Source organism: Arthrobacter sp. NPDC055138 (assembly GCF_053607305.1).
In genome coordinates this window covers 103,280-123,880 of record NZ_JBSGTH010000004.1, presented here as the reverse complement: position 1 = coordinate 123,880, position 20,601 = coordinate 103,280, and the positions used below count along the sequence as shown (strand labels likewise).

The following is a 20,601-nucleotide window of genomic DNA, read 5'->3' as shown; positions in this document are numbered from 1 at the left end:
GCTGTCATGCCCGTCCGCTCCAGACGGCACCGGTCATCCGGCCCAATTCATGGGAAAAGGACCGCTTGAGGGGAGTACTCAGCCCCCACTGCACCGGCAGGCACTGAAATCCGTCGTGGTAATCGTTGCTTTCGCCCGGGTCAAAGAATCCCCACGAGGCGTAGTTTTCGACGGCGGCCAGGAAGTTGTTGCGCGGCTTGTAAAAGTCGAAGTGGTTGTCCTCGTTGAAGACGATCGGCTTCGCGCCGCCGGTTTGGTAAGCCTTGGCACGCGAGTCAGCGACCATCTGGGCGATGACGTCGGGATCATTGATGCCGTTGGCGTGCAGCAGCACAAAGTCCACCGCGCCAACCAGTTCAGCGGGCGGAAGGTAGTCGTCCGGCAGCGAAGCATAGCTGGCCGAAATCGGACGGTCCGTGAGTCCGCGGACGTGCTCCATCAGTTCCGGGATGCGCTCCGGCTTCAGGATCTCGTGGCTGTAGCGCGGGATGTTGCATTCGTTGGCAACTTCGATCACGACGTTGGTGACGTCATGATCGTCCAGCCAGCGGATCACGTTCTCGGCCGCGCGGATCACGGCCGCTTCGTCTTCGAGCCGGTGGTCTTGGCCGAAGTAGAACAGGCCAAGGATCACCACCATGCCCAGGCGGTCGGCTTCGTCGATCACTCGCTTCAGCCGGTTCAGCCACGCTTCCTTCAGGGAGCCATTCGCCAGGTAAGCGGACACTTCCCACGGCTGCTGCATCGGGACAGGGCCACCGGGTCCGCGTCCGCGGACCGGGTTGCCGCACTGAAGGTTGAGTGTGAACCCCAGCAGGCCGAAGGAGCGCCAGGTGGGCAACAGCGCGACGAACTCGGTCGTGTTTCGGTCGGCGTCCCACTTGCCGGTATCCGGATAAGCCCAGCGGGACTGTGTCTCGGAGTTCTCGTCGTCGAAAATGGCCTGCACCATCCGCGAGTTGAAGAGGAGCCCTTCGATGCTTTTGTCCTCGAAGGCTTGTCCACCGTAGGTCGGCTGGCCGTTGATCAGAAATTGTTGTCCCACGATCGAGACGTGCGTGTTACCCACCTGTACTGCCTTTCGGTTGTTACGCGGTATCAGAAATGACTGCGGGCTACTTTCCGCGGTCCAGCACTTCCTGCATCCGCTGTTGCGCTGTAGTCACTGAAGAGTCGATGTCTTCGCCGGAGACCAGGACGGAAGAGAAAAGATCCCACAGCACGCCGCCGGGCTTTTCATCACGGATGATGGTCCAGAAGGGCGACGGCGCCTGGGAGCTATGCGCTTCCTCCGCCAACACCGTGCCCATCACCTTCTGGTGGTCCTCGGAGGTCCAGTGCTCGGACTTCATCACGTTGAGGTTGGTGCTCATGTTGCCGGAGACTTCCGAAATGGTCTGCATGTTCTCGTCACGGGACAGGAACTCCACGAACTCCACGGCTTCGTCGGGGTGCTCGGTGCCGTGCAGGACGCCCCAGTAACCGGACCCGGTGTAGGACGCCCCGTTTGCGGGCCCGGCTGGCGGCGCGGCCGCTGCCCACTTGCCGTCCAACTCGGGGTAGTCCCGGGCCAGTGAGTCGATGTCCGAGGAGCTGGCCTGGGCAATCATGGCCACCCGGCCGGAACGGAAATCAGTCATCGGGTCGTAGTTGGGGTCCATGAAGTCCGGCGGCACCAGCCCCGACTGGGTCAGCGACGACATCCACGTCAAGGCCTCCCGCATCTCCGGCGTGTCAATCGTGGCGGTCTTGCCGTCCGGAGACAGGTATTCCCCGCCGGCCTGCCACAGGCTGGGGATGATGCCCTGCACCACGTCCAGGCTGCCGAAGGTGAAGCCCCATTTCTGGGCCTTTTCGTCGGTGAGCGCTTCCGCGTACTCGCGGACTTCGTCCCACGTTGCCGGCGGCCCGGACAAACCGGCTGCTTCCAAGAGGTCTGTGCGGTAAATCATGACCCTCGGGTCGGCACGCCACGGAATGCCGTAGAACTCACCTTGCCACTGGGCGTCGTCCAGGAGCTGCTGGGTGAACCGCTCCTTCAGGTCGGGCCAATGCTTTTCCTGGTAATCGCTGATGGGCATGGGGCCGGCTTTGCCTCCACCCAGCTGGACGTTCGTGTGCAGCTGGTACATGTCGCCGACGTCGGGGGCATCCGACCCTTGCGACACCAGCAGCCAGCGGTCGCGGGACTGGGCGAAGTCGATGAACTCGACCTTGACCGGTGTGCCGGTTTCCTCTTCGAAATCCGTCGCGAGTCCTTCCATGGTTTCTCGCCACTCCGCCGGATCACCATAAATCTGCGTCCAGAAATCCAGCGATGCCGCCGATTTTTCCGTGCTATCACTGGCCCCCGCTGCGCAACCTGTGAGCGCAAGGACGCCGACGGCCGCTAGCGCGGCCATATTCCTGATTGATTTCGCCATCGAAACTCCAACCATCGTTGAACTGACTGTGATTTGCCTTACATCCAACCTGTCTTACAGGTTGACAGGCAAACCAGAGCCCGTCAAGGAGTTTCTGAAGAATCTTCCAATGTGACGTAGCGCCGCCCGGTAAGGCCGACTGGGGGGTCAAGTAGCGGACCGGCCAACGGCCGACATCAACTCCCGGGGTGCCGTCGATGGAGCCACCCAGCAGGCACAGCGATACAACCACGGCGATGCCCCGGAGGCGGTGAGGGACTGGCGTCGATGGTCGTGACGGTGCCGATCGTGGTGAGCGCCGCCGTCGTTATTTCTGGGACGATGCCGGCCACCCCAAGCCGGCAACCGTCCCTACAGCACTCCCACATGTGCCCGCTCCCGAATCGACGCCTGCTCTATGGATGCCGGCGCGGCGCTCGCAAATGCCCGCCGACAATAGATGAACAAACCGTTGACAACTTCAATGATTGGTGATGCACTGTGACCTACGCCATTCACTCATCTTTGATTTCGCTGGATCAATAGGCCACAGTTCATTGGTCTTCCGACCAGATAAGTGTTGCTCAGTGATTCTCGAGTGGGAATGGCCGCCACGCACCGTTTCCCCAACTAGAGGAATCAGAGAGTCGATCATGCACAAGATCTTTAAGACCGCCACCGCGCTGGCAGCGGCCAGCCTCCTGTTCACCGCCTGCGGAGCCAGCCCGAACGCCCGCTCTGACTCGGGCGACGCCTCGAGCGCAGCCCCTGACTCGCTGGTTTTCGCAGTGGTGCCGACTGACAACAGCGAAGAGCTGGAAAACAGCTTCAAGCCGATTGTCGCCGCCATCGAGAAAGAGACCGGTTTGCCGACCAGCATTGAGGCGGTCAGCAGCAACGCCGGTGTCATCGAAGCCCAAGCGGCCGAACGTGTTGACGTGGCGACCTACGGCGCCTTCTCCTACTACCTCGCCCAAGGCGTCGCCGATGTCACCCCCGTGGCCATGGACCAGCGGACTCCCGCAGCGGGCTCCGGGGCAGTCCAGTCACTCGGAGTGGTGGCTGCGGGCTCTGACATCAAGGACATCGAGGACGTGAAAGGCAAGGACGTCTGCTTCACTGATCCGGCTTCGAGCACCGGGTACCTGGCCGCGGCTGCCGGTTTGATCAACATCGGCCTCGACCCCAAGAGCGACATTAACCCGATCTTCGCGGGCTCGCACGATGTTGCGGTGACCCAGATGCTGGCGGGCGACTGCGATGTGGCCTTCGTGGCCGGCACCTTCGTCACCGATCTCCTGCCGGCACGCGGCGTCATTAAAGACGGCGACGTCGAAACCATCTGGACCTCCCCTGACATTCCGGGCACCCCGATGGTGATCGGCAATTGGCTACCGGAAGACCTGCGCGCCAAAATCAGCGACGCCGTCCTCAAGTACAACGCCGTAACCGCTGCCGAAGCCGGCCTGTGCCCAGACGATCAGCGTGAAGCGCTTGAGCCTTGGGGCGAAGAGTACGCCGGAAAGATGGCGTGCGAATGGGGCGGAACGGGCGCTTTCGCGTTCGAACCAGCCACGGACAGCGACTTCGCCTCCATCAGCGAGATCTGCGAAACCACGCAGGCCGAAGTCTGCCGCAACGAGTAATCCCTAGGAGCACCAAATGACCGCCACCACCGGACGCAGACAGGACACAGGACTTCACACCGTGGCACATCATTCCCCGGCCGGCCACGTCGCCGACACACACAGCAGCCTTCTCCTCCGCGACCTGGGCATCAGCTTCGGCCAGAAGAACGTCCTCCGCGACATCAACCTGGAGGTACAGCCGGGCCAGTTCGTCGCTTTGGTTGGACCGTCGGGCGCGGGAAAGTCCACGCTGCTGCGCCTGATCAACGGCAGTCACCGCCCCAGCAACGGGACGGTCTCGGTACTTGGAGTCAACCCGGCAACCTGCGGCCGCAGGAACCTGCAGCGGCTGCGATGCCGCGTGGGATTCGTGTTCCAACAGTTCGGGCTGGTTGGACGGCTCAGCGCCATGGAGAACGTGCTCATGGGTTCCTTGGGGTCGCTCAAGATGCCTCGCTACGGGATCTCCACCTACCCCAAGGCACTGAGGGAAAAGGCTGCGGCGAACCTGGAACGCGTTGGTCTGATGGACCAGCGCTTCCAGCGCTGCGACACGCTTTCGGGTGGCCAGCAGCAGCGGGTGGCGATTGCCCGGACGCTGATGCAGGATGCCGAGATCGTGCTGGCTGATGAGCCCGTCGCCTCGTTGGACCCCAACGCAAGCGTCTCGGTGCTCAACACCTTGAAGAAGCTCAGCGCAGAGGACGGCTTCACCGTGATCTGTTCCCTGCACCAAGTGGATCTGGCCTTACAGGTTTCCGACCGGGTAGTCGCGGTCCGCGACGGCTCCCTCATCCTGGACACTCCGACAGCGGAGACGTCGGAGGAAGCTATCCGGGCCATCTACGAGAAGGCAAAGGGCGCCCGCTCATGAACGGCACCACGGAACAAACGGCCGGGGACACCCGGCTGGTTGACGGCGGAACGCCGACCCGACGCGGGAACCCTGCGCCGGGGGCGCCGCCGTCGCCATCGTCAAAGCCGTCCATCGGGCGGCCCCGTGTCTCCGCAGCGACGCTCGGCATTCCGCTGGCCTACTTGGCTGTCACCTTGTTCGGTGTTTGGTGGATCGACATCCGCCCGGCAGCAATCGCAGCGGGCTTTGGCGACATCGCGCGGCTCTTGGAACGCATGGTGCCGCCGACCACCGGACCTGTCCCCGACCTGATGGCCCTCGCCTTCGAGACGCTGTGGATCGCCGTTGCCGGCACCGGATTGGCGACGATTGCGTCGGTGTTCCTGGCCGCCGCTGCTTCCCGCCACTTCACCGGGCCACGGGCGGTCCAGTGGCTCGCACATGGCATCATCATCGTGACCAGAGCCGTGCCGTCGCTCATTTTCGCCATCCTGTTTGTCCGCATCTTCGGTCTCGGGCCGCTGGCCGGCGGACTTGCCATCGCCTTCCACTCGGTCGGCATGATCGGCAAGATGATGGCGGACGTCTTCGAGGAACAGACCCCCGCCCCGCGTGAAGCGATTGCCTCGGTCGGCGCTAACCGGCTGCAGAATTTTGTATCCACCACCCTGACGCGTGCCCTCCCAGCTGTGACGTCCCTGGTTCTCTACCGTTTGGACATCAACGTCCGCGCCTCGGCCGTGCTCGGCCTGGTGGGCGCTGGCGGCATCGGCGTGGCCCTGCAGACAGCGATTGGTTCGCTCAATTACCGCCGGGCCGCCGGGATCATCCTGGTGATCGTGGTGCTGCTCCTCATTCTGGAACTCGTTGCCTATTTGGTGCAGCGTGCCGTAGCCGAACATGCGGACGAGCATACTCAATCTCAGCTTTATGCCGCCGGGGCCCACCCTTCTACTCCGGGATGGAACCGTTCCCGCGTGCTGCGCACCAGCGGTGCCGTTGCCGCCTTGCTGCTGTTCCTGTTTTCGCTCAGCCAGCTGTCACTGAACCCCGCCCGTCTGGGCCAGGCATGGGACAACGCCGTGGCGCTGCTGTCCGGCTTCGTGCCGCCGCTATTCAACCAGGACATCCTGCTCGGGATTTTCGAGAGCGTCATAATGGCTCTCACAGCGACTTTCTTTGGAGTGGTCTTTGGGCTGGTGATTGCCGTGCTGTCCACCCGGCATCTGGTCCGCTTCGAACCCCTCGCCCTGGCGCTGCGGGCACTCGTCGTCTTCATGCGCGGCATCCCGGACATCGTGTACGCGCTGGTGTTTGTGGCTGCACTGGGCCTGGGACCCTTCGCCGGCTTTCTGGCCTTGTCCATCTCCTGCACCGCCTTGGCCTCGAAGTTTTTCACCGATTCCCTGCAGAACGTGGATCCCGCTCCGGTTCGCGCCCTTGAAGCAACGGGGGCGGGCCGCGTGCAGGTCTTCGTCAGCGGCGTCTGGCCGCAGTTTGTGCCCAGCTTCATCGGCAACAGCCTGTTCACCTCGGACCTGGCCCTCCGGGAGTCGGCCGTGCTGGGGATCGTCGGCGCCGGCGGCATCGGCTTCCTGCTGGACGAATCCGTGGCAACGCTCAACTACCAGCAAACCGCCGGCATCCTGATCGGTCTGATCGTTGTGGTGGTAGCTCTCGAATCAGTGGCCCGCTGGGCCCGCAGAAAGGTGATCTGACATGGGCCAGTGCCCCTTCGGCTATTCCTCCGACCAGCAGCCCGGCGGCGGTGCCGCCGTGGTGGATGGCAGCCGGACCTCGGAATGGTCTCCCGCGCTCGAAGAAAACTTTGGCAGCGCCCACCGCGACTACGCCGAACTCCGGCGGAGCAATCCGTTCCCCTGGAGCGGTGACTTCGGCGGCTTCTGGTCCGCCACCACCTATGAAGACATCGCCCGCATCACGCAGGACGGCGATCTGTTCATCACTTCGGTGCAGAACGTGGTGCCACATGTTCCGCGTTCCTCCCGGCGTCCGCCTCTACACTTCGATCCGCCGGAGCACACCGCCTATCGCGAAGCTATCGACCCGGTGCTTCGGCGTTCCATTGTGCGCGAACACGAAGAGGCTTTCCGTGCCAGCGCTGAAGAGCTCGTGAATACCCTGCTGGCTCAGGACGACGCCGACGGCGTCCGGGATTTCGCGGCACCCTTCGTCATGGACTGCTTCGCCGCTTTCCTTGGCGTGCCGTCCTCGCTTACGCGGCATATTCGGGACATAGGAGTGCGCTACTCCTTCGCTATCCAGGACATGGATGACGAGGTCATCGGAGAGTGCAGCGCGGAACTCTACCGGATCGCCGAACAGGTTTACCGGGATCGTCTTGCTGCCGGGGCGGACTCCTCCCGGGACCTCGTGTCCAGCCTCCACGAGGCCGCGCTGAACCCTGACAACCACATCACCAAGAAGACGGCCATTGCGACGATCCGCCAGATGATCGTTGCCGGGATGGGAGCCCCGCAGGCCGTCCTCGGCAGTTGCTTGGTGCATCTGGCCCAGGACCCTGCCCTGCAGCAGCATCTGCGCGAGCACCCGGAAGACCTGCCGGCAGCGATCGAGGAATTCCTGCGTCTTCACGCGCCCTACCGGGTTTTTTCGCGGACCGCCAAACATGACACTCTGGTGCACGGGCGCTTGGTCCGCCAGGGTGAACCGATTGCCCTCATCTTTCCCTCCGGCAACCGGGACGAAACGGTGTTCCTGGATCCGGATGAATTCGTGCTGCGTCGCCCGAACAACTCGCACCTGGCTTTCGGCCGCGGGGCGCATAAGTGCCCTGCTGCCACCATGGGCAGGCTGGAGCTGCTGATTGCGCTCCAGGTACTCCTTGAGCGCACCGAGACCTTCGAGCTCTCGGGCGACGTCGTCATGATGAACTGGCTGGAATATGGACCGCGTGCCGTCCCGCTGCAGCTGAAGGCGAGGAAGGACACCCCCGCTGCCCGGGCAGAAGATCTGAGAGCCTCTGCCGAGTGACAGAATCAAGCCATGCCCATGTCATCTCCGAGCCTGCCGCGCTTTCAGAACGGCGCCCGCCCCCAGCAGTTGTTGACGGTGTTGATGGGCGACTACTGGCATGCACGCAACGAACCGATCCCGTCTGCAGCGCTCGTGGAACTGCTCCAGGTGTTCGATGTGACGGCCAGCGGTGCGCGTGCCGCCATCCAGCGGCTTGCGCAGCGGGGCTTTCTGGTGGGCACGAAGGTAGGCCGACAGACGGCCTATGCGGTGTCGCCGATGAGCCAGGAACGCATCAATTCACACGTGCGATCACTCTTCATGAGCCACCTGCCGCAGACATGGGACGGCACCTGGACCCTGGTGGGATATTCCCTCCCGGAGGACGCCAAGGGAACCCGCCGACTCCTCCGCGATCAGCTACGGCAACTTGGTTTCGGGAGCCTGTACGACGCCCTATGGATCCGCCCCGGCGATCAGTTGGATTCCGTGAGTGGGCTGCTGAAGGGTTTTGGCGATCAGCTGCATCCAGACCAATTGACGGTGTTCACCGGGGCGAAGTTGCCGGAGCGTGCCGGACTGGAATCAGTACAGGCGGCATTCGGCCTTCCGGCCCTCGCAGAGGGGTATGCCGAATTTATCGAACGCTGGGAACCAGTAGCATCCCACCTCGAGGACGGGCTGGACGCGGCACTCGAGCTGTCCCCCGAGGCTGGAGCTCGACCAGGGGACGCGGCCCTCCGGCTCCGCACCTCCATCATGGCGGACTGGCGCATCCTGCGCCGGCAGGACCCGCGGTTGCCGCACGAGCTCCTCGGGGCTGACTATCCTATGCACCGCGCCGTCGCCGCCTGCGCCGCCCTATACGACAGCCTCGGGCCCACCGCCGAGGCCGGATTCCGCCGGATTTTGCGCGCGCATGACGAGCAATTGGCCGAGCTCATCACGCACCACACCTTTGCCGCCTCGGCCTCGCTGCTTTCCGAACACTCATAGGCCCCTGCTGCGCGCCCCGGCCTGACATAGCTCTCCCCTGCTCTGCGTCTCCATAGCGGTACGCCGATTTCGTGTGCCGCGGGAAGGATTTCCATGTCATACCGCCTTTCATCAGCCCGACCACGCCCTCGAACCCGCCGCCGGATTCTGGCCGCGGCCGTTGTCGCGGCGAGCCTCGCCGTTACGCCCCTCCTCATTGCTCCTTCGGCAATGCCCGCTTCAGCGGACTCTGCCACAACCGCACCATCGGCTGGCCCGGCCTCTGAACTTCGTGGTCAGCTGCCAGGCGGAGGTCATTACGTCCTGTACGAACCCGCGCATTGGAATGGCACCGTGCTGGTCTGGAACCCGGGGTACGGCGGCAGCGGAGCCGCGGCAGCATCGGCGGCCCCCACGACCGAACTCCGCAGTTGGCTGCTCGGACAGGGATACGCGCTCGCCGGCAGCACTGCGGCAACCGGCGGTTGGGCCGTTGAGAATCTCATCGCCAACCAGCCCGCCGTCCTTGATGTGGTTAGAGACCGGCTCGGTGAACCGGAGTCCGTTGTCGCATGGGGCGAATCCATGGGTGGACTCACGTCCGTGGCCAACATGGAAACTCATCCCCAGCTCTTCGACGCCGCCCTACCGTTGTGCGGCTCGGTCTCCGGCGCAGTCCCCATGCTTAACGGCAGCCTGGACGGCGCCTTCGTACTGAAGATGCTGCTGGCTCCCGACGACGACCGCTTGGAACTGGTCAATGTCCACGACGAGTCCACTCGCCAAGCTGCTTTCCGGCAAGTGCTGGAAGAAGCCCAAACTACGCCCGCTGGCCGGGCACGGATTGCTCTGGCTGCCACTATTGCCCAGATCCCGACGTGGACCCAGCCGACGCAATCGGAGCCGCCTCGTGGCGACTACTCAGCCCAACAGGAACAGCTCTATGCAGCGTTCATGTTTGGCGTGATCTCGCCGCGGCAACCGCTGGAGGAACGCGCTGGAGGGAATTTCTCCTGGAATACAGGGGTGGACTACGCCCAATCGCTGGTCCACTCCGGCAACGCGAAGTTGGTACGCACCCTCTATTCAGAGTCGGGGCTTTCGTTAGAGGAGGACCTCAGAACGCTGACGGCCGCCGAGCGCATCTCCGCGGACCCCCGCGCCGTGGCTTATATGCAAGCCAATGCCACTCCCACCGGTGACCTTTCCGGGCCGGTGCTCTCGCTCCACGAGACTGGCGATACAGCGCCGACGGTGGCGCAAGCCGGAACGTATGCCGAACGGGTGCGGTCAAATGGTGACAACACCCTCCTCCGGCAGGCTTTCGTGGACCGCCCCGGGCACTGCGACTACGCAGACGCAGAAATAGCCGCCATGGTCACAACCCTGCAGCAGCGGCTCGAGACCGGGCGATGGGCCAACTTGGCACAGCCTGGCACACTCAACCGGCTTGCCGACCGGATCTCCGAGGAGAGCAGTCTTGAACGCGGCGGCTCGTTCGCGCAGTACAAACCCAGCGAAATGCTCCGGCCCGAACGGGAGGAAACCCGATGAAAAGGAACCACAAGACAAGTTATGCAAGGGCTTTAGCAACGAGGGCGCTGCCTTTGGCGGTGCTGATTGCGGTGGCCTCACCGCTGATGGTCGCTCCTGCGTCCGCCGCGCCGGTTCAGGTTTCGTCCGCTGCCACCGCCTTCGCCGGAGACCTCCGGCCGGGACAAGAGCTCGCGCGCCAGGGCACCCTTGAGGCTGATGCGCCCTACTCGCTCATCAAGCCCGCGGCTTGGAACGGCGCCGTCGTCGTCATGCCCAACCGACCCAACCTGGACACCACGACCGTGCATTGGCTCGTCGAGCAGGGCTACGGCGTGATCGGCTATGACACGACCTCAGGGTGGGACTTGGAGCAGGACCGCGACAACGCCGGCGCTGCGGTCGACGTTTTCACGACTGTCGCAGGAGCTCCCGAGACGGTGGTGGTCAGCGGACGGTCGCAGGGTGGACTGGTAACGCGGATCATCACCGAGTCGCAGCCGGATTGGTTGGACGGGGCTGTGCCGATGTGTGGCGGTGGCGCGGGAGCCGTGAGCACTTGGAACTACAAGCTGGATACCGCGTTCGCGCTGCGGGAGCTGGTGGACCCGGAATCATCCATGCAGATCCAAAGCATCGACGACCGGAACACCGAGTTGCAGGCCATGAACGCCCTGGTGGCCAAGGCTGCTGCCACGCCCGAGGGCCGGGCCCGTGCGGTGCTCGCCGCAGCGCTGAGCAAGATACCCGCCGTCGACCCGGCGACGGACCAGGAGATCCCGGCAAAGGACCTTCAGGCGCGGACGGACAGGTATCTTGACCATCTGCCTTTCGCCATGGGATCCCACGTCCGCGTCGGCTACGAACGGACCGTGGGTGGGGCGTTCTCGTGGAACACCGGCGTGGACTATGAAAAGTCACTCAAAGCCTCCGGCCGCTGGTCCGAGATCGGGAAAGCGTATCGCGCGGCCGGCCTCTCCCTCACGGAGGATTTGCAGACGCTCGCTTCCGCGGACCGGTTCTCCGCAGATCCTGACGCGGTGGCCTTCGTGGAGCGGACTGCCACCTTCAGCGGCGACCTGCCGGTGCCCGTGTTGTCCCTTCACACAACGGGCGACGGCGCGGGGACCACGGCCGACGACGAGGCGTACGCCTCTGTGGTCCGCGCCGCCGGATCCACTCCGTTGCTTCGGCAGACGTTCGTCGCCTCGGACGGCCACTGCACGTTCACTCCCGCCGAAGAAATCGTCTCTCTGCAGATTCTTTTCGACCGGATCGACGATGGTCGCTGGCCCGCCACCTCACCGCATGCCCTCTCCTCCGTCGCAGAGGAAGTGGCCGCGGGTTCGGATCTGGAGCTTGGCGAAGCTCGGTTCACTCAGGTGCACCCGTCCGGCACTCCGGCTCGCATGTGGGACATCCGCAACTGGGGTAGCTACAGCGAGTAGGGCCGCTGACCGCAGGATCGGAACGGCGTTGTTGTCGTCATAAATCCCTGACGACAACAACGCCGGCGGATCTTTCGGCTGTTCTTGCGGGCCTAGGCTGGACCGCAGCCGGCTTTACCAGGCGGACGCGAGGATCAGCGGGGGCTGACCGGGCAGGGTGCAGGTCAACTGAAGGCCGGTGCCGGGCTGCTCGCCGGCGTCCGGGGCGCGGTAGACCTTGAGGGTCAGCGGGCTGGCGTCGATGGTGGTGAGGGTGCCGGAGGTGGTGGGTACCGCCGTCGTGATCTCCGGGATGGTGCCGCCGGGACCGCCGCTGCCGCGTACCGGGATGGCTCCGGTCAGCGGTTCGAGCTTTCCGTCCACGTCCAGGAACTGTTCGGCTCCGGAGCCGCCCTGCTCAATCACGGTGGCGAGCGCGGTGGCGTAGACCGGGTCGGCGCAGGCGTCGTAGATCCAGCGGTCGCCGAGGACCGAGTGTTCCATGGTCCCGGCGAGGAATTCCTCGGCTCCGGCCAGCGGGGCGCCGCGGTAGGTCAGCGGGACGTGCACGATGGCGCCGTCGGCGGTGCGGAGCAGATGGGTTTCCATCCCGACCTCGCCGGCCGGGTCGTCGAAGCGGAAGGCGCCGAGGTGCTCCAGCCCGGCAGCGTCGGCTCCGAGTTCCTGGAACCAGGGCTGGTTCGGCAGCCATGTCTTCAGGAGATCCTGCTTGGAGGGATTGAGCACAGCGTCGTAAATGATGGCCATGGCTGTAGCCTACCCACCCTCGGTCAGGGGATAGTGGGCGGAGAAGGATGCGGGCGTGGCCCGGCAAGCGGGCCAGCTGCCACGACCGCATCGCAGGGCAGCCACAAGGAGGTCCGGGTGCAGACACCACGCCTGGTTGCGGCCCCGTCCGCGGTAGCGCGGTGGGTGGTTGCGGCAATCAGTTGCGCCGCCGTCGTCGTTCTCAGCGGTTGCGGCGGACCGGCCGCTTCGGAAAGGTCCGCCGGTGCGTCGGAAGGGTCCACCGGCGTGTGGGAACTGCTCGACGCGGCGGAGGTGGGACCTGACTCAACGGCGCTGCGGCTGGGCGTGACCCGGCTGGAATGTGCCGGCGGGGAAACTGGGACCGTGCTTGAGCCAGACGTTCAGTTCGAGCGAGGCCGGATCGTCATCCGGACAGACGTCGAGCCGTTGACCGGCGGTACCTACGACTGCCAAGGCAACAACACCGTGCCCGTCAAGGTGGAGCTGCCAGAACCTGTCGGGAACCGCGATCTGGTCGACGCGGCCTGCCTGGGCGGCGACGCCGTTGAGACGACGTTCTGCGCGGACGGCCCGGTGCGCTGGAGCCCGTAGCCGGCGGAGGGCACGCGGGCCGGACACCGCCGATGCTGCGGCGGCGGTGGAGCGGTGGCCTGGTCAGTACGTCCGCTCGACGGCGAACTGCAGCGGCGGCAGCTCGGCCCGGCGCCGCATCAAGTCGAGGGCATGGGCATCCAGCCGGCGGTCCTCGTCGGTGCGCAGCATCAACTGGGGAACTTCGGCGGCGTGGCCGGCGTCGTTACGGGTGACGAAGATGGTCATGCACTGGGTAGTGGGCCGCCACTCCCCGCCGCGCGGGTCACGGGCGCGGACGTGTACGGCGATGTGCATGCTGTGCGGGCCGGTGTGGATGAGCCGGGCCTCCGCCTCCACCAGGTCGCCGATGTGCACGGGGTTCAGGAAGTGGATGCCGCCGGAGTAGACGGCCACCGCGTCGCGGCCGCACCAGGACATGGCGCAGGCCCGGGCCACTTCGTCGATCCAACGCATCACGATGCCGCCGTGTGCGTTCCCGCCCCAGTTCACGTCCGACGGGGCGGCCAGGAACCTGAAATGTTCCTTCGCCGTGGTGCCCGCGTCTGTGTAGGCCTGCGCGCGCATGGCGTCCCGGATCTCCGCCCGCGCGGCAATCCGGCCGGCGGCGCCCTCGGCCAGCCGCGCCGATTCATCGTCGGACGGCTGCCACTGCGGGATGGGCTTTGGGCGCCGGTCCTCGCCCATCGCCACGAACACCAGGATGCAGTCCATGGCGGGCCGGAACTCGCGTTCACGGACGTCCGCCGCATCGACCGTGACCACCACCTGCATGCTGGAGCGGCCGGTGTGCACAATCCGCGCGTCAATTTCGATCAGGTCGCCGTTGCGGATCGGGCGGGTGAAGTGCACATTGCCCACGTACGCGGTGACGCAGTAGCTCCCGCTGTAGCCGGTGGCGCAGGCGTAGCCGGCCTTGTCGATCCACTCCAGCACCCGGCCGGCCTGCACCGTGGTCCCGTCCTCGGAGACATCGGTCGGCGAGGCCAGGAAGCGCAGGGTGATCCGGTCGTCCATGTCTGAATGGTAGTCCCCCGCCCTCCGGCGCAGTCCAACCAAGGGAGGATCACGACGGGGTGTGCGCGCCCAGCCTGGCCGCGGGGCCTACTCCGGCCAGTCGTTTTTCTCGATGACCTCCACGAAGTCGCCGCGCTGGAAGCCCGGCACGAAGTGGGCCAGGACGTCAGCCTTCACGTTGCCGAACGTGGTCTCCGGGCGGTCCTTGATGCCTTCGGTGAAGGCGGCGAGGATCTGGTTCTTGAAGTCGGGCCTCGGGTGCGCGGCGACCACGGCGGCCCGCTGTTCGTCCGTGACGGCGTCGTAGCCAATGCCCAGCACGTCCAGTTCCACGCCCCGGGTGACCAGGGCGATCTCCGGTGCCATGTGGAGCGGAATTTCCGGGGTGGTGTGCAGCGCGACGGCGTTCCACACCCGCTCGGCGGATTCCCCGCTGATGCCGTGCGCGGTCAGGAAGCGGCGAGCCTCGTCGGCGCCGTCGATCTCGAAGCGCTGGTCCGTGCGGCGGAAGCGCTCGGTCAGGCCCAGGTCGTGGAACATGGCCCCCACATAGAGCAGCTCCGAGTCGAACTCCAGACCCTGCTCGCGTCCGCGCAGGGCGCCGAAGACGAACACGCGCCGGGAGTGGTCGAAGATTAGCGGGGACGCGGCCTCGCGCACCAGTTCGGTGGCCTCGCGGGCGAGGGCGCTGTCCGGAATCTGGACGCCGGCAATCGATTCAGCCATGGTGAAACCCTTCCTCTCGGTACTGTTCCTCCCATCCTCGCCCGCTCGCGTACGCTGGTGCCATGTCTCTTCAGCCACGAAAACCACAGATTCGGCCATGACGCACCGGGTGGGCGTGCTGGTTTTCGACGGCGTGACCATGCTCGATGTGACCGGCCCCGGGGAGGTGCTGCACCAGGCGGTGCTGGCCGGCCACGCGTATGAACCTGTCCTGGTGTCCCCGTCCGGCGGCACGGTCACGACCTCCTCCGGCCTGACCCTGTCCGGCACGACGGCGGCGGCCGATGCCGGGCCGCTCGGCACCGTGATGGTTGCCGGCGGGGACCTGCTGGCACAGCACCCGCTCGACGACGGACTGCTCGCCGCTGTCTCCCTGCTCGTCGAGCGGGCGGCGCGGGTTGCCTCCGTCTGCACCGGCGCCTTCGTGCTCGCCGAACTCGGTTTGCTGGACGGCCGGAGAGCCACCACCCATTGGCGGCATGCCGAGACCCTTGCCCTCCGCTACCCCAAGGTTCAGGTGGAGCCGGATGTCATCCACGTCCATGACGGCCGGTACACCACGTCCGCCGGCATCAGCGCGGGCATCGACTTGACCCTGTCCTTGGTGGAGGACGACCATGGGCCGGCCGTGGCGCGCAGGATCGCCCGTGAACTGGTGGTGTTCATGCAGCGTCCGGGCGGGCAGTCGCAGTTCTCCACGCTCCCGGCGCTCCCGTCCCGCAACAGCGTGCTGGAGGCGCTGACCGCCTCGGTCCTGGCCGATCCGGCGGCTGAGTACGGCCTTCCGGCCATGGCTGCGGCGGCGGCCGTGAGTCCCCGGCACCTGACCCGCCTGTTCCAGGCCGAACTGAACACCACGCCGGCCCGCTGGGTGGAACGGGTGCGGCTGGACCGTGCGCAGCAGCTCCTGCTGGACGGTTGCAGCATCACGGCGGCGGCGCAGCGCAGCGGGTTCGGCAGCGACGAGACGCTTCGCCGCGCCTTCGCCCGCCACCTGGGCACCACGCCCACCGAGTACCGCCGTCGGTTCACCACCACCCAGCGCGCCCCCGCCCGCTGACGCGGGCGGGGGCGGGATCGGAGACGGCTGTCCTGCTACTCCGCGGTGACCTGCCAGAGGTGATCGTCCGGGTCGGCAAAGACCGCCGAGTAGCCCCACGGCTGCTGGGCGGGTTCCATCACGATCTTGCCGCCGGCTTGCCTGGCCGTGTCGACCACGGCGTCCACGTCCTGCGGCGAGGCGACCGGCAGGCCCAGCAGGCATTCGGTCTGCTCGCCGGCGGCGGTGGGCCGGTTGTTGGTGACCCAGCCGAAGCCTCCGGGTGGGACGAACATGAGCCGCAGGCCCGCGTTGACGTCGAACTGGAGCGGCTCGGGCAAGCCGTCGTCGCCGGATTCGCCGCTGGCTGTGAGTCCCAGGGCCGTGTAGAAGTCGTGGGACTTGCGGCGGTCCCCGGTGGGCAACGCGACGATCACGGGCTGGCTGTCAGAGAATGTGGGCACGGGCGCAGTTCCTTCCGGGTGGGTGTTCCGTTACCAGGCTCAGACCTTTGCGGTTTCGGCGAGGATGGCGTCGATCTGGCCCATGGCTCCCTGCATGCCTTCGACCATGCCCATCTCCAGCATCTTCTGCAACTGATCCGCCGATTCAAACCGCGACTCGGTGGTCATTCGGGTGCGTCCGCCAATGGATTCCAGCGTCACCGTGGCATACGTGGTGCCCATGTCCGTCACGGGTTCGCCGTCGTCGTCGGCAAATCCGTCCTCGAAGGAGAGCTTGGTCGGCGCTTCGATGCCGGTGAACTTCCACCAGCCGCCTGCCTTCTCGCCGTCCGGCCCGGTCATGTAGTAGCTGGCCTTGCCGCCCGGCGTGAACTCGTGCTTGTCGAAGGTAGCGGGCCAGGTGGGCGGACCCCACCAGCGTTCGAGCTGGCGCGGATCTTCCCAGATCTGCCACACCCGCTCCACGGGGGCGTCGAACTCGGCCACGATGGTGAACTTCAACGCGTCTTCGTCCTTGATGACATCAATAACCGGCATGATGGTGCCCTTCTCTAGTCGTCGTCGAGAATGTCCTGGATCCGTTCAACCCGGTGCTGCCAGAGCATCTCGTATTGATCGAGCAGTCGACGCGCTCTCCGCACTCCCTCAAGATGAGGCCGCACCATCTGCTCCCTACCGCGCTTCTCCTTAACCACCAGGGAAGCCCGCTCCAATACCGCGACGTGTTTCTGTACCGCGGCGAAACTCATGGCGTAGCCCGCTGCCAGCCCCGACACTGAGAACTCTCCGGTGAGCACCTTGGCCACGATGTCGCGGCGGGTGGCATCGGCGAGCGCCTGGAACAGGCGGTCCAACTCGGTGTCACTGACTTGATCTACAACCATTTGGTTGTAGGTTAGTCCCGCTGGGGAGGACGGTCAAGGGTTTTGCAGAAAACGCCCGACGGCGGCACGTGGGTGCCGCCGTCGGGCGTCAGGAGCGCTGTGCCGTCAGACCGCCGCGGCTTGGGGGCGGGCTACCAGTTCAGCACTGTCGGTCACGGTGACCATCGGCGAGAGCAATTCCAGCAAGGCCAGGGTTGACTCGTGCGCCCGATCGCTTTGGCCGGCACAGGCATCCGCGACCACTGTGACGTAGCGTCCGGCATCCACTGCCCCCAGCGCTGTGGCCAGAATGCAGCAGTCCGTGGCGACGCCGGTGAGGATGATTTCGTCGCCCGCCGGGATCCGGCCAGCCAGTTCGGCGCCCCACTTGGTGAACGTCGGCAGATCCAGCGTCGCCTTTACGTCCACCCCGGGCAGCTCCACCTCCCACACGGGATCCGACGGGTCCAGCCGCATGCTCTGCCAGCGGTCATAGTAGGCGGACCAGGAACCGGACTCGGCCGGATCCGGCACGAACCGCGTGATGATCGGATCGAAGCCACCGCGCACCAGCCTGGCGATGGCCGCGGCCGCCTCGTCGTAGCGAGGGACATGCCAGTCGCCCTGCTGGCGGAAGGCCCGCTGCATGTCAACAACCACCAGATGCTGCTGCCCCACAGCGCGGTCGGTCCGGTTCCGGTCCGGCATGTCCTAGCCCTCCTTGTCGGCGATGAGCAGCGGACGCCCGGACAGCCGCGGCAACCGGTAGGTCACCAGGTAAACCACGGTCGCGATCGCGGCGCCAACATAGAACGACAGGTCGCCGATCTGCGGGAAAGCTGCTGCAACAGGGCCAGTGTAGATGGCGGAAATCCAGAACGGCGAGGAGCCCAGCACACCGGCAGCCCAGGCGATGAAGCCCCATTCGAACTTCCGCGACTTGTCGTAGAGCTCCTGGATGCCCTGCTGGCTGCGGCGTCCGCCCAACAGGTAATCGCAGATCAGCACCGCCACGTACGGCGCAATGCAGTAGGCGGTCAGGTTCAGGAAGGCGGTGAAGCCGTCGTAGAACCCGTGCTGGCCCCAGAGCGCCACCAGGTAGGACGCGATGCAGATGAAGACGACGGCGACGTGGCGGCTGACGGGAACGCCCATGGTCTGGATGGAGATGGCTCCGCCGTAGACGTTCAGGAAGTTCTGCGTGAAGGAGGACAGCGCCACAATGCCCAATCCGATGATGGCCCACGGGCCCATCAGTTCGTCGAGCGCCGCAATGGTGTCGGAGGAAGTTGCGGTGGAGCCGAGCAGCGCACCCAGGATGCCCATCCAGGACAGCGTGATGAAGTTGCCCAGCATGGTGAACCGGCCGGCGCCCCGGCGGTTGGCGGCACTGTTGGGCAGGTAGCGGGAGTAGTCGGAGGCGAACGGCATCCACGCCACGATGTAGGAGAAGAAGTAGCCGAAGAAAATGATCCAGCCGCCCACTCCCAGGAAGCCTTCGGCGTCGGGGTTGGGGGTGTTGACGATCTTGCCGGAGGCCACCGTCACGACGGTGACGAAAATGAAGCCGGCCAGCAGCACAAAGGAGAGCACCCGCTGCAGGAAGTGGATCAGGTTGTAGCCCATCACGGCCACGCCGAGCTGCAGCAGCATCAGGGCCAGGGCCGAGAGCCAGAACGGCATGCCCGTGAGCAGCCCGATGGCCTGCCCGCCAAGAATCACCGTAACGGAGGCCCAGCCCACGCCGGCGAAGACATTGACGTAAGCCACCGGCAGCAGGTTGCCAATGAAGCCCAGCGGGCCGCGGGCCTGCATCTGCTGCGGGATGCCTAGCCGGACGCCCATGCCGGAGAGGTAGCCCATAACCGTGGCGGCGATCAGGCCGGCCCCCAGGATGGCCAGAACTGCCGACCAGAACGGCAGGCCGAAGTAGGCGGCGCTAAAACCCAGCACCACCAGCGGGAAGTTCATCCCTGCGGCGAACCAGAGGAAGAACTGCGAGCGCGGCTTGCCGTGGCGCTCCACGTCCGGAATATGCTCGATGCCGTACGGCTCGATCTTGGTGAGGCTGTCGCGGTAGCCCCGGTCTTCAGCGATGCTGTCCTCCCCGACGGGCACGCTGTTGGCTTGAGTGTTCACTGTGGTCCCTTAGATACTCGATCGGTACCGGCGGCCCCTGTGGGCAGTCGGGTGGAACGGCCCGGTCGGCATCATTGCCTGCCCGGGGGCGGTGCGCTTGTTCGCGGTGAAGTCCGCGTCCGATGGTTGGTGGTTACAGCGGGGACAGGCCTTCGCTGTCGTAAAACCGGCCGGCCTGGTAGACCATGGGCGCGGCGTCGGTGACCTCGGCGTGCCGCACGCGGCAGATGAAGATGGTGTGGGTCTTGGCTTGGAAACGTTCCCGGATCTCGGCTTCCAGCGCGGCCGAGGACCCGTCCAGCAGCGGGGAACCGTTGGGGCCGGCGTGCCAGTCGATCTCGGCGAATTTGTCCGCGGCCTTGGACGCGAAGGTGGAAACGGTGCCCTGCTGCCGGTTGCTGAGGATGTTGATGCCCAAGTGGGTGGAGGCGAACAGCGCCGGGTAGGTGGACGAGGTCTTTTGGATGCAGACCATCACCAGCGGCGGTTCCAGCGACACCGAGGCGTAGGCGTTCACCGCCAGACCCTTCGGAGTGTCCCCCTCGGTGGTCGTCACCACGGTCACGCCGGTGACAAACTGCCGGTTGAACGTCTTCATGATCTCCGGGTCCGGCTCCCCGGAGAGTGAATCAACAACGACGCCGGTGCCGGCCTCTGCGAGTGCGTCACCCAGGTGCCGGATACCGAGCGATCCCAGCAGCTCACTGCTATCCCAGGTCACCGTCTCCTGCTTGATCCGGCCGCTTTCCATGGTCACGAAATTGGAACCGCGGGTCTGCACCCGACGGCCGGTTGGCGGCACCCCCATGAAAGAGGCCCGGTGGGTTCCGGTTGAGGTCCAGAAGATGGCCGCGGTGTCGCCGTCGACAACCACGGCGTCCACGGTGGTGGCCAGGTCCGGGAAGGCCTGTCGGACCTCCCGGATGTCCTGCTGCAGTTGCCCGAGGCTCATGCTCTTGCCGCTGCCCTTGCTGATCCTGATGTAGCCCGGTGTCGCCAGCGCCTCGAGCGCTTCGACTTCACCGCGGTCCCACGCCGCCGCCCAGACACTTGCCACTGCACTATCGAAAGTCTGTTGCATGGCAGTGAGCGTAATGTAGATCACCAGAGAAGGTCAACAACATTCTCAAATGACCTGAATTTGCGGTCAACCATCCCGACTTTGTGCGGATT

At 65.4% G+C, this 20,601-nt stretch carries 20 protein-coding genes; 9 read left to right on the top strand and 11 right to left on the bottom strand.

Features of this window, described 5'->3' with window-relative positions:
- Window positions 1-4: 4 nt before the first annotated feature.
- Together ACWF5H_RS11275 and ACWF5H_RS11270 are read right to left on the bottom strand one after the other, a co-directional pair.
- Window positions 5-1,069, bottom strand: a complete 1,065-nt coding sequence (locus ACWF5H_RS11275) for a hypothetical protein (RefSeq protein ID WP_452036890.1) — start codon at window positions 1,067-1,069, stop codon at window positions 5-7.
- 46 nt (window positions 1,070-1,115) lie between these two features.
- Window positions 1,116-2,264, bottom strand: coding sequence for an ABC transporter substrate-binding protein (locus ACWF5H_RS11270; RefSeq protein ID WP_452036888.1), 1,149 nt, complete (start codon window positions 2,262-2,264; stop codon window positions 1,116-1,118).
- Window positions 2,265-3,055: 791 nt separating this feature from the next.
- On the opposite strand from ACWF5H_RS11270, the gene ACWF5H_RS11265 reads away from it, so the two are divergent.
- The 7 genes from ACWF5H_RS11265 (at window position 3,056) to ACWF5H_RS11235 (ending at window position 11,839) form a co-directional block, all read left to right on the top strand.
- Window positions 3,056-4,048: a phosphate/phosphite/phosphonate ABC transporter substrate-binding protein gene (locus ACWF5H_RS11265; RefSeq protein ID WP_452036887.1), complete on the top strand. Its 993-nt coding sequence runs from the start codon at window positions 3,056-3,058 to the stop codon at window positions 4,046-4,048.
- A 16-nt stretch (window positions 4,049-4,064) separates the two neighbouring features.
- Window positions 4,065-4,904 carry a phosphonate ABC transporter ATP-binding protein gene (phnC, locus tag ACWF5H_RS11260; RefSeq protein ID WP_452036886.1) on the top strand — a complete coding sequence of 280 codons (840 nt, stop codon included), beginning with the start codon at window positions 4,065-4,067 and terminating at the stop codon, window positions 4,902-4,904.
- On the top strand, window positions 4,901-6,604 hold the full coding sequence (gene phnE / locus ACWF5H_RS11255; RefSeq protein WP_452036885.1) for a phosphonate ABC transporter, permease protein PhnE: 1,704 nt from the start codon (window positions 4,901-4,903) through the stop codon (window positions 6,602-6,604). The genes phnC and phnE overlap by 4 nt, the downstream gene beginning before the upstream one ends.
- Window position 6,605: 1 nt before the next feature.
- Window positions 6,606-7,901 carry a cytochrome P450 gene (locus ACWF5H_RS11250; protein WP_452036884.1) on the top strand — a complete coding sequence of 432 codons (1,296 nt, stop codon included), beginning with the start codon at window positions 6,606-6,608 and terminating at the stop codon, window positions 7,899-7,901.
- Between the two features lie 12 nt (window positions 7,902-7,913).
- Complete coding sequence (locus ACWF5H_RS11245) at window positions 7,914-8,879, top strand: PaaX family transcriptional regulator (protein WP_452036883.1); 966 nt, start codon at window positions 7,914-7,916, stop codon at window positions 8,877-8,879.
- 333 nt (window positions 8,880-9,212) lie between these two features.
- Window positions 9,213-10,412, top strand: a complete 1,200-nt coding sequence (locus ACWF5H_RS11240) for a hypothetical protein (RefSeq protein WP_452036881.1) — start codon at window positions 9,213-9,215, stop codon at window positions 10,410-10,412.
- A 53-nt stretch (window positions 10,413-10,465) separates the two neighbouring features.
- Window positions 10,466-11,839, top strand: coding sequence for a hypothetical protein (locus ACWF5H_RS11235; protein WP_452036880.1), 1,374 nt, complete (start codon window positions 10,466-10,468; stop codon window positions 11,837-11,839).
- A 114-nt stretch (window positions 11,840-11,953) separates the two neighbouring features.
- Here ACWF5H_RS11235 and ACWF5H_RS11230 read toward each other — a convergent pair whose 3' ends face one another.
- Entirely contained in the window at window positions 11,954-12,586 is a 633-nt protein-coding gene (locus tag ACWF5H_RS11230) for a CG0192-related protein (RefSeq protein WP_452036879.1), read from the bottom strand.
- A gap of 117 nt (window positions 12,587-12,703) precedes the next feature.
- Between ACWF5H_RS11230 and ACWF5H_RS11225 the strand changes: the two genes are divergently transcribed.
- Window positions 12,704-13,180: a hypothetical protein gene (locus ACWF5H_RS11225; RefSeq protein WP_452036878.1), complete on the top strand. Its 477-nt coding sequence runs from the start codon at window positions 12,704-12,706 to the stop codon at window positions 13,178-13,180.
- A gap of 63 nt (window positions 13,181-13,243) precedes the next feature.
- Here ACWF5H_RS11225 and ACWF5H_RS11220 read toward each other — a convergent pair whose 3' ends face one another.
- Both ACWF5H_RS11220 and ACWF5H_RS11215 read right to left on the bottom strand, forming a co-directional pair.
- Window positions 13,244-14,197, bottom strand: a complete 954-nt coding sequence (locus ACWF5H_RS11220) for an acyl-CoA thioesterase (protein ID WP_452036877.1) — start codon at window positions 14,195-14,197, stop codon at window positions 13,244-13,246.
- Between the two features lie 87 nt (window positions 14,198-14,284).
- Window positions 14,285-14,923, bottom strand: coding sequence for an HD domain-containing protein (locus ACWF5H_RS11215; RefSeq protein WP_452036876.1), 639 nt, complete (start codon window positions 14,921-14,923; stop codon window positions 14,285-14,287).
- Between the two features lie 97 nt (window positions 14,924-15,020).
- On the opposite strand from ACWF5H_RS11215, the gene ACWF5H_RS11210 reads away from it, so the two are divergent.
- Window positions 15,021-15,983, top strand: coding sequence for a GlxA family transcriptional regulator (locus ACWF5H_RS11210; protein WP_452036875.1), 963 nt, complete (start codon window positions 15,021-15,023; stop codon window positions 15,981-15,983).
- 35 nt (window positions 15,984-16,018) lie between these two features.
- Here ACWF5H_RS11210 and ACWF5H_RS11205 read toward each other — a convergent pair whose 3' ends face one another.
- The 6 genes from ACWF5H_RS11205 to ACWF5H_RS11180 all read right to left on the bottom strand — a co-directional run bounded on the left by ACWF5H_RS11205 (window position 16,019) and on the right by ACWF5H_RS11180 (window position 20,485).
- Window positions 16,019-16,426 (bottom strand): VOC family protein, encoded by a 408-nt coding sequence (locus tag ACWF5H_RS11205; RefSeq protein ID WP_452036874.1) that lies wholly within the window; start codon window positions 16,424-16,426, stop codon window positions 16,019-16,021.
- A 39-nt stretch (window positions 16,427-16,465) separates the two neighbouring features.
- The gene (locus tag ACWF5H_RS11200) at window positions 16,466-16,963 is read right to left on the bottom strand and encodes an SRPBCC family protein (RefSeq protein WP_452036873.1); all 498 of its coding nucleotides are present in this window, start codon (window positions 16,961-16,963) and stop codon (window positions 16,466-16,468) included.
- Between the two features lie 14 nt (window positions 16,964-16,977).
- The gene (locus ACWF5H_RS11195; RefSeq protein ID WP_452036872.1) at window positions 16,978-17,310 is read right to left on the bottom strand and encodes an ArsR/SmtB family transcription factor; all 333 of its coding nucleotides are present in this window, start codon (window positions 17,308-17,310) and stop codon (window positions 16,978-16,980) included.
- Window positions 17,311-17,415: 105 nt separating this feature from the next.
- Window positions 17,416-17,997: a cysteine hydrolase family protein gene (locus ACWF5H_RS11190; RefSeq protein ID WP_452036871.1), complete on the bottom strand. Its 582-nt coding sequence runs from the start codon at window positions 17,995-17,997 to the stop codon at window positions 17,416-17,418.
- Window positions 17,998-18,000: 3 nt separating this feature from the next.
- Entirely contained in the window at window positions 18,001-19,428 is a 1,428-nt protein-coding gene (locus ACWF5H_RS11185; protein ID WP_452036870.1) for a purine-cytosine permease family protein, read from the bottom strand.
- A 133-nt stretch (window positions 19,429-19,561) separates the two neighbouring features.
- The gene (locus ACWF5H_RS11180) at window positions 19,562-20,485 is read right to left on the bottom strand and encodes a flavin reductase (protein ID WP_452036869.1); all 924 of its coding nucleotides are present in this window, start codon (window positions 20,483-20,485) and stop codon (window positions 19,562-19,564) included.
- Window positions 20,486-20,601: the final 116 nt, after the last annotated feature.

Excerpts from the sequence above, each read along its gene's own strand:
- ACWF5H_RS11245 (WP_452036883.1), top strand. The coding sequence starts at position 7,914 with ATGCCCATGTCATCTCCGAGCCTGCCGCGCTTTCAGAACGGCGCCCGC.
- ACWF5H_RS11195 (WP_452036872.1), bottom strand. The coding sequence starts at position 17,310 with ATGGTTGTAGATCAAGTCAGTGACACCGAGTTGGACCGCCTGTTCCAG.
- ACWF5H_RS11210 (WP_452036875.1), top strand. The coding sequence starts at position 15,021 with ATGACGCACCGGGTGGGCGTGCTGGTTTTCGACGGCGTGACCATGCTC.
- ACWF5H_RS11270 (WP_452036888.1), bottom strand. The coding sequence starts at position 2,264 with ATGGAAGGACTCGCGACGGATTTCGAAGAGGAAACCGGCACACCGGTC.
- ACWF5H_RS11190 (WP_452036871.1), bottom strand. The coding sequence starts at position 17,997 with ATGCCGGACCGGAACCGGACCGACCGCGCTGTGGGGCAGCAGCATCTG.
- phnC (WP_452036886.1), top strand. The coding sequence starts at position 4,065 with ATGACCGCCACCACCGGACGCAGACAGGACACAGGACTTCACACCGTG.
- ACWF5H_RS11200 (WP_452036873.1), bottom strand. The coding sequence starts at position 16,963 with ATGCCGGTTATTGATGTCATCAAGGACGAAGACGCGTTGAAGTTCACC.
- ACWF5H_RS11250 (WP_452036884.1), top strand. The coding sequence starts at position 6,606 with ATGGGCCAGTGCCCCTTCGGCTATTCCTCCGACCAGCAGCCCGGCGGC.
- ACWF5H_RS11230 (WP_452036879.1), bottom strand. The coding sequence starts at position 12,586 with ATGGCCATCATTTACGACGCTGTGCTCAATCCCTCCAAGCAGGATCTC.
- ACWF5H_RS11215 (WP_452036876.1), bottom strand. The coding sequence starts at position 14,923 with ATGGCTGAATCGATTGCCGGCGTCCAGATTCCGGACAGCGCCCTCGCC.
- ACWF5H_RS11220 (WP_452036877.1), bottom strand. The coding sequence starts at position 14,197 with ATGGACGACCGGATCACCCTGCGCTTCCTGGCCTCGCCGACCGATGTC.
- ACWF5H_RS11265 (WP_452036887.1), top strand. The coding sequence starts at position 3,056 with ATGCACAAGATCTTTAAGACCGCCACCGCGCTGGCAGCGGCCAGCCTC.
- phnE (WP_452036885.1), top strand. The coding sequence starts at position 4,901 with ATGAACGGCACCACGGAACAAACGGCCGGGGACACCCGGCTGGTTGAC.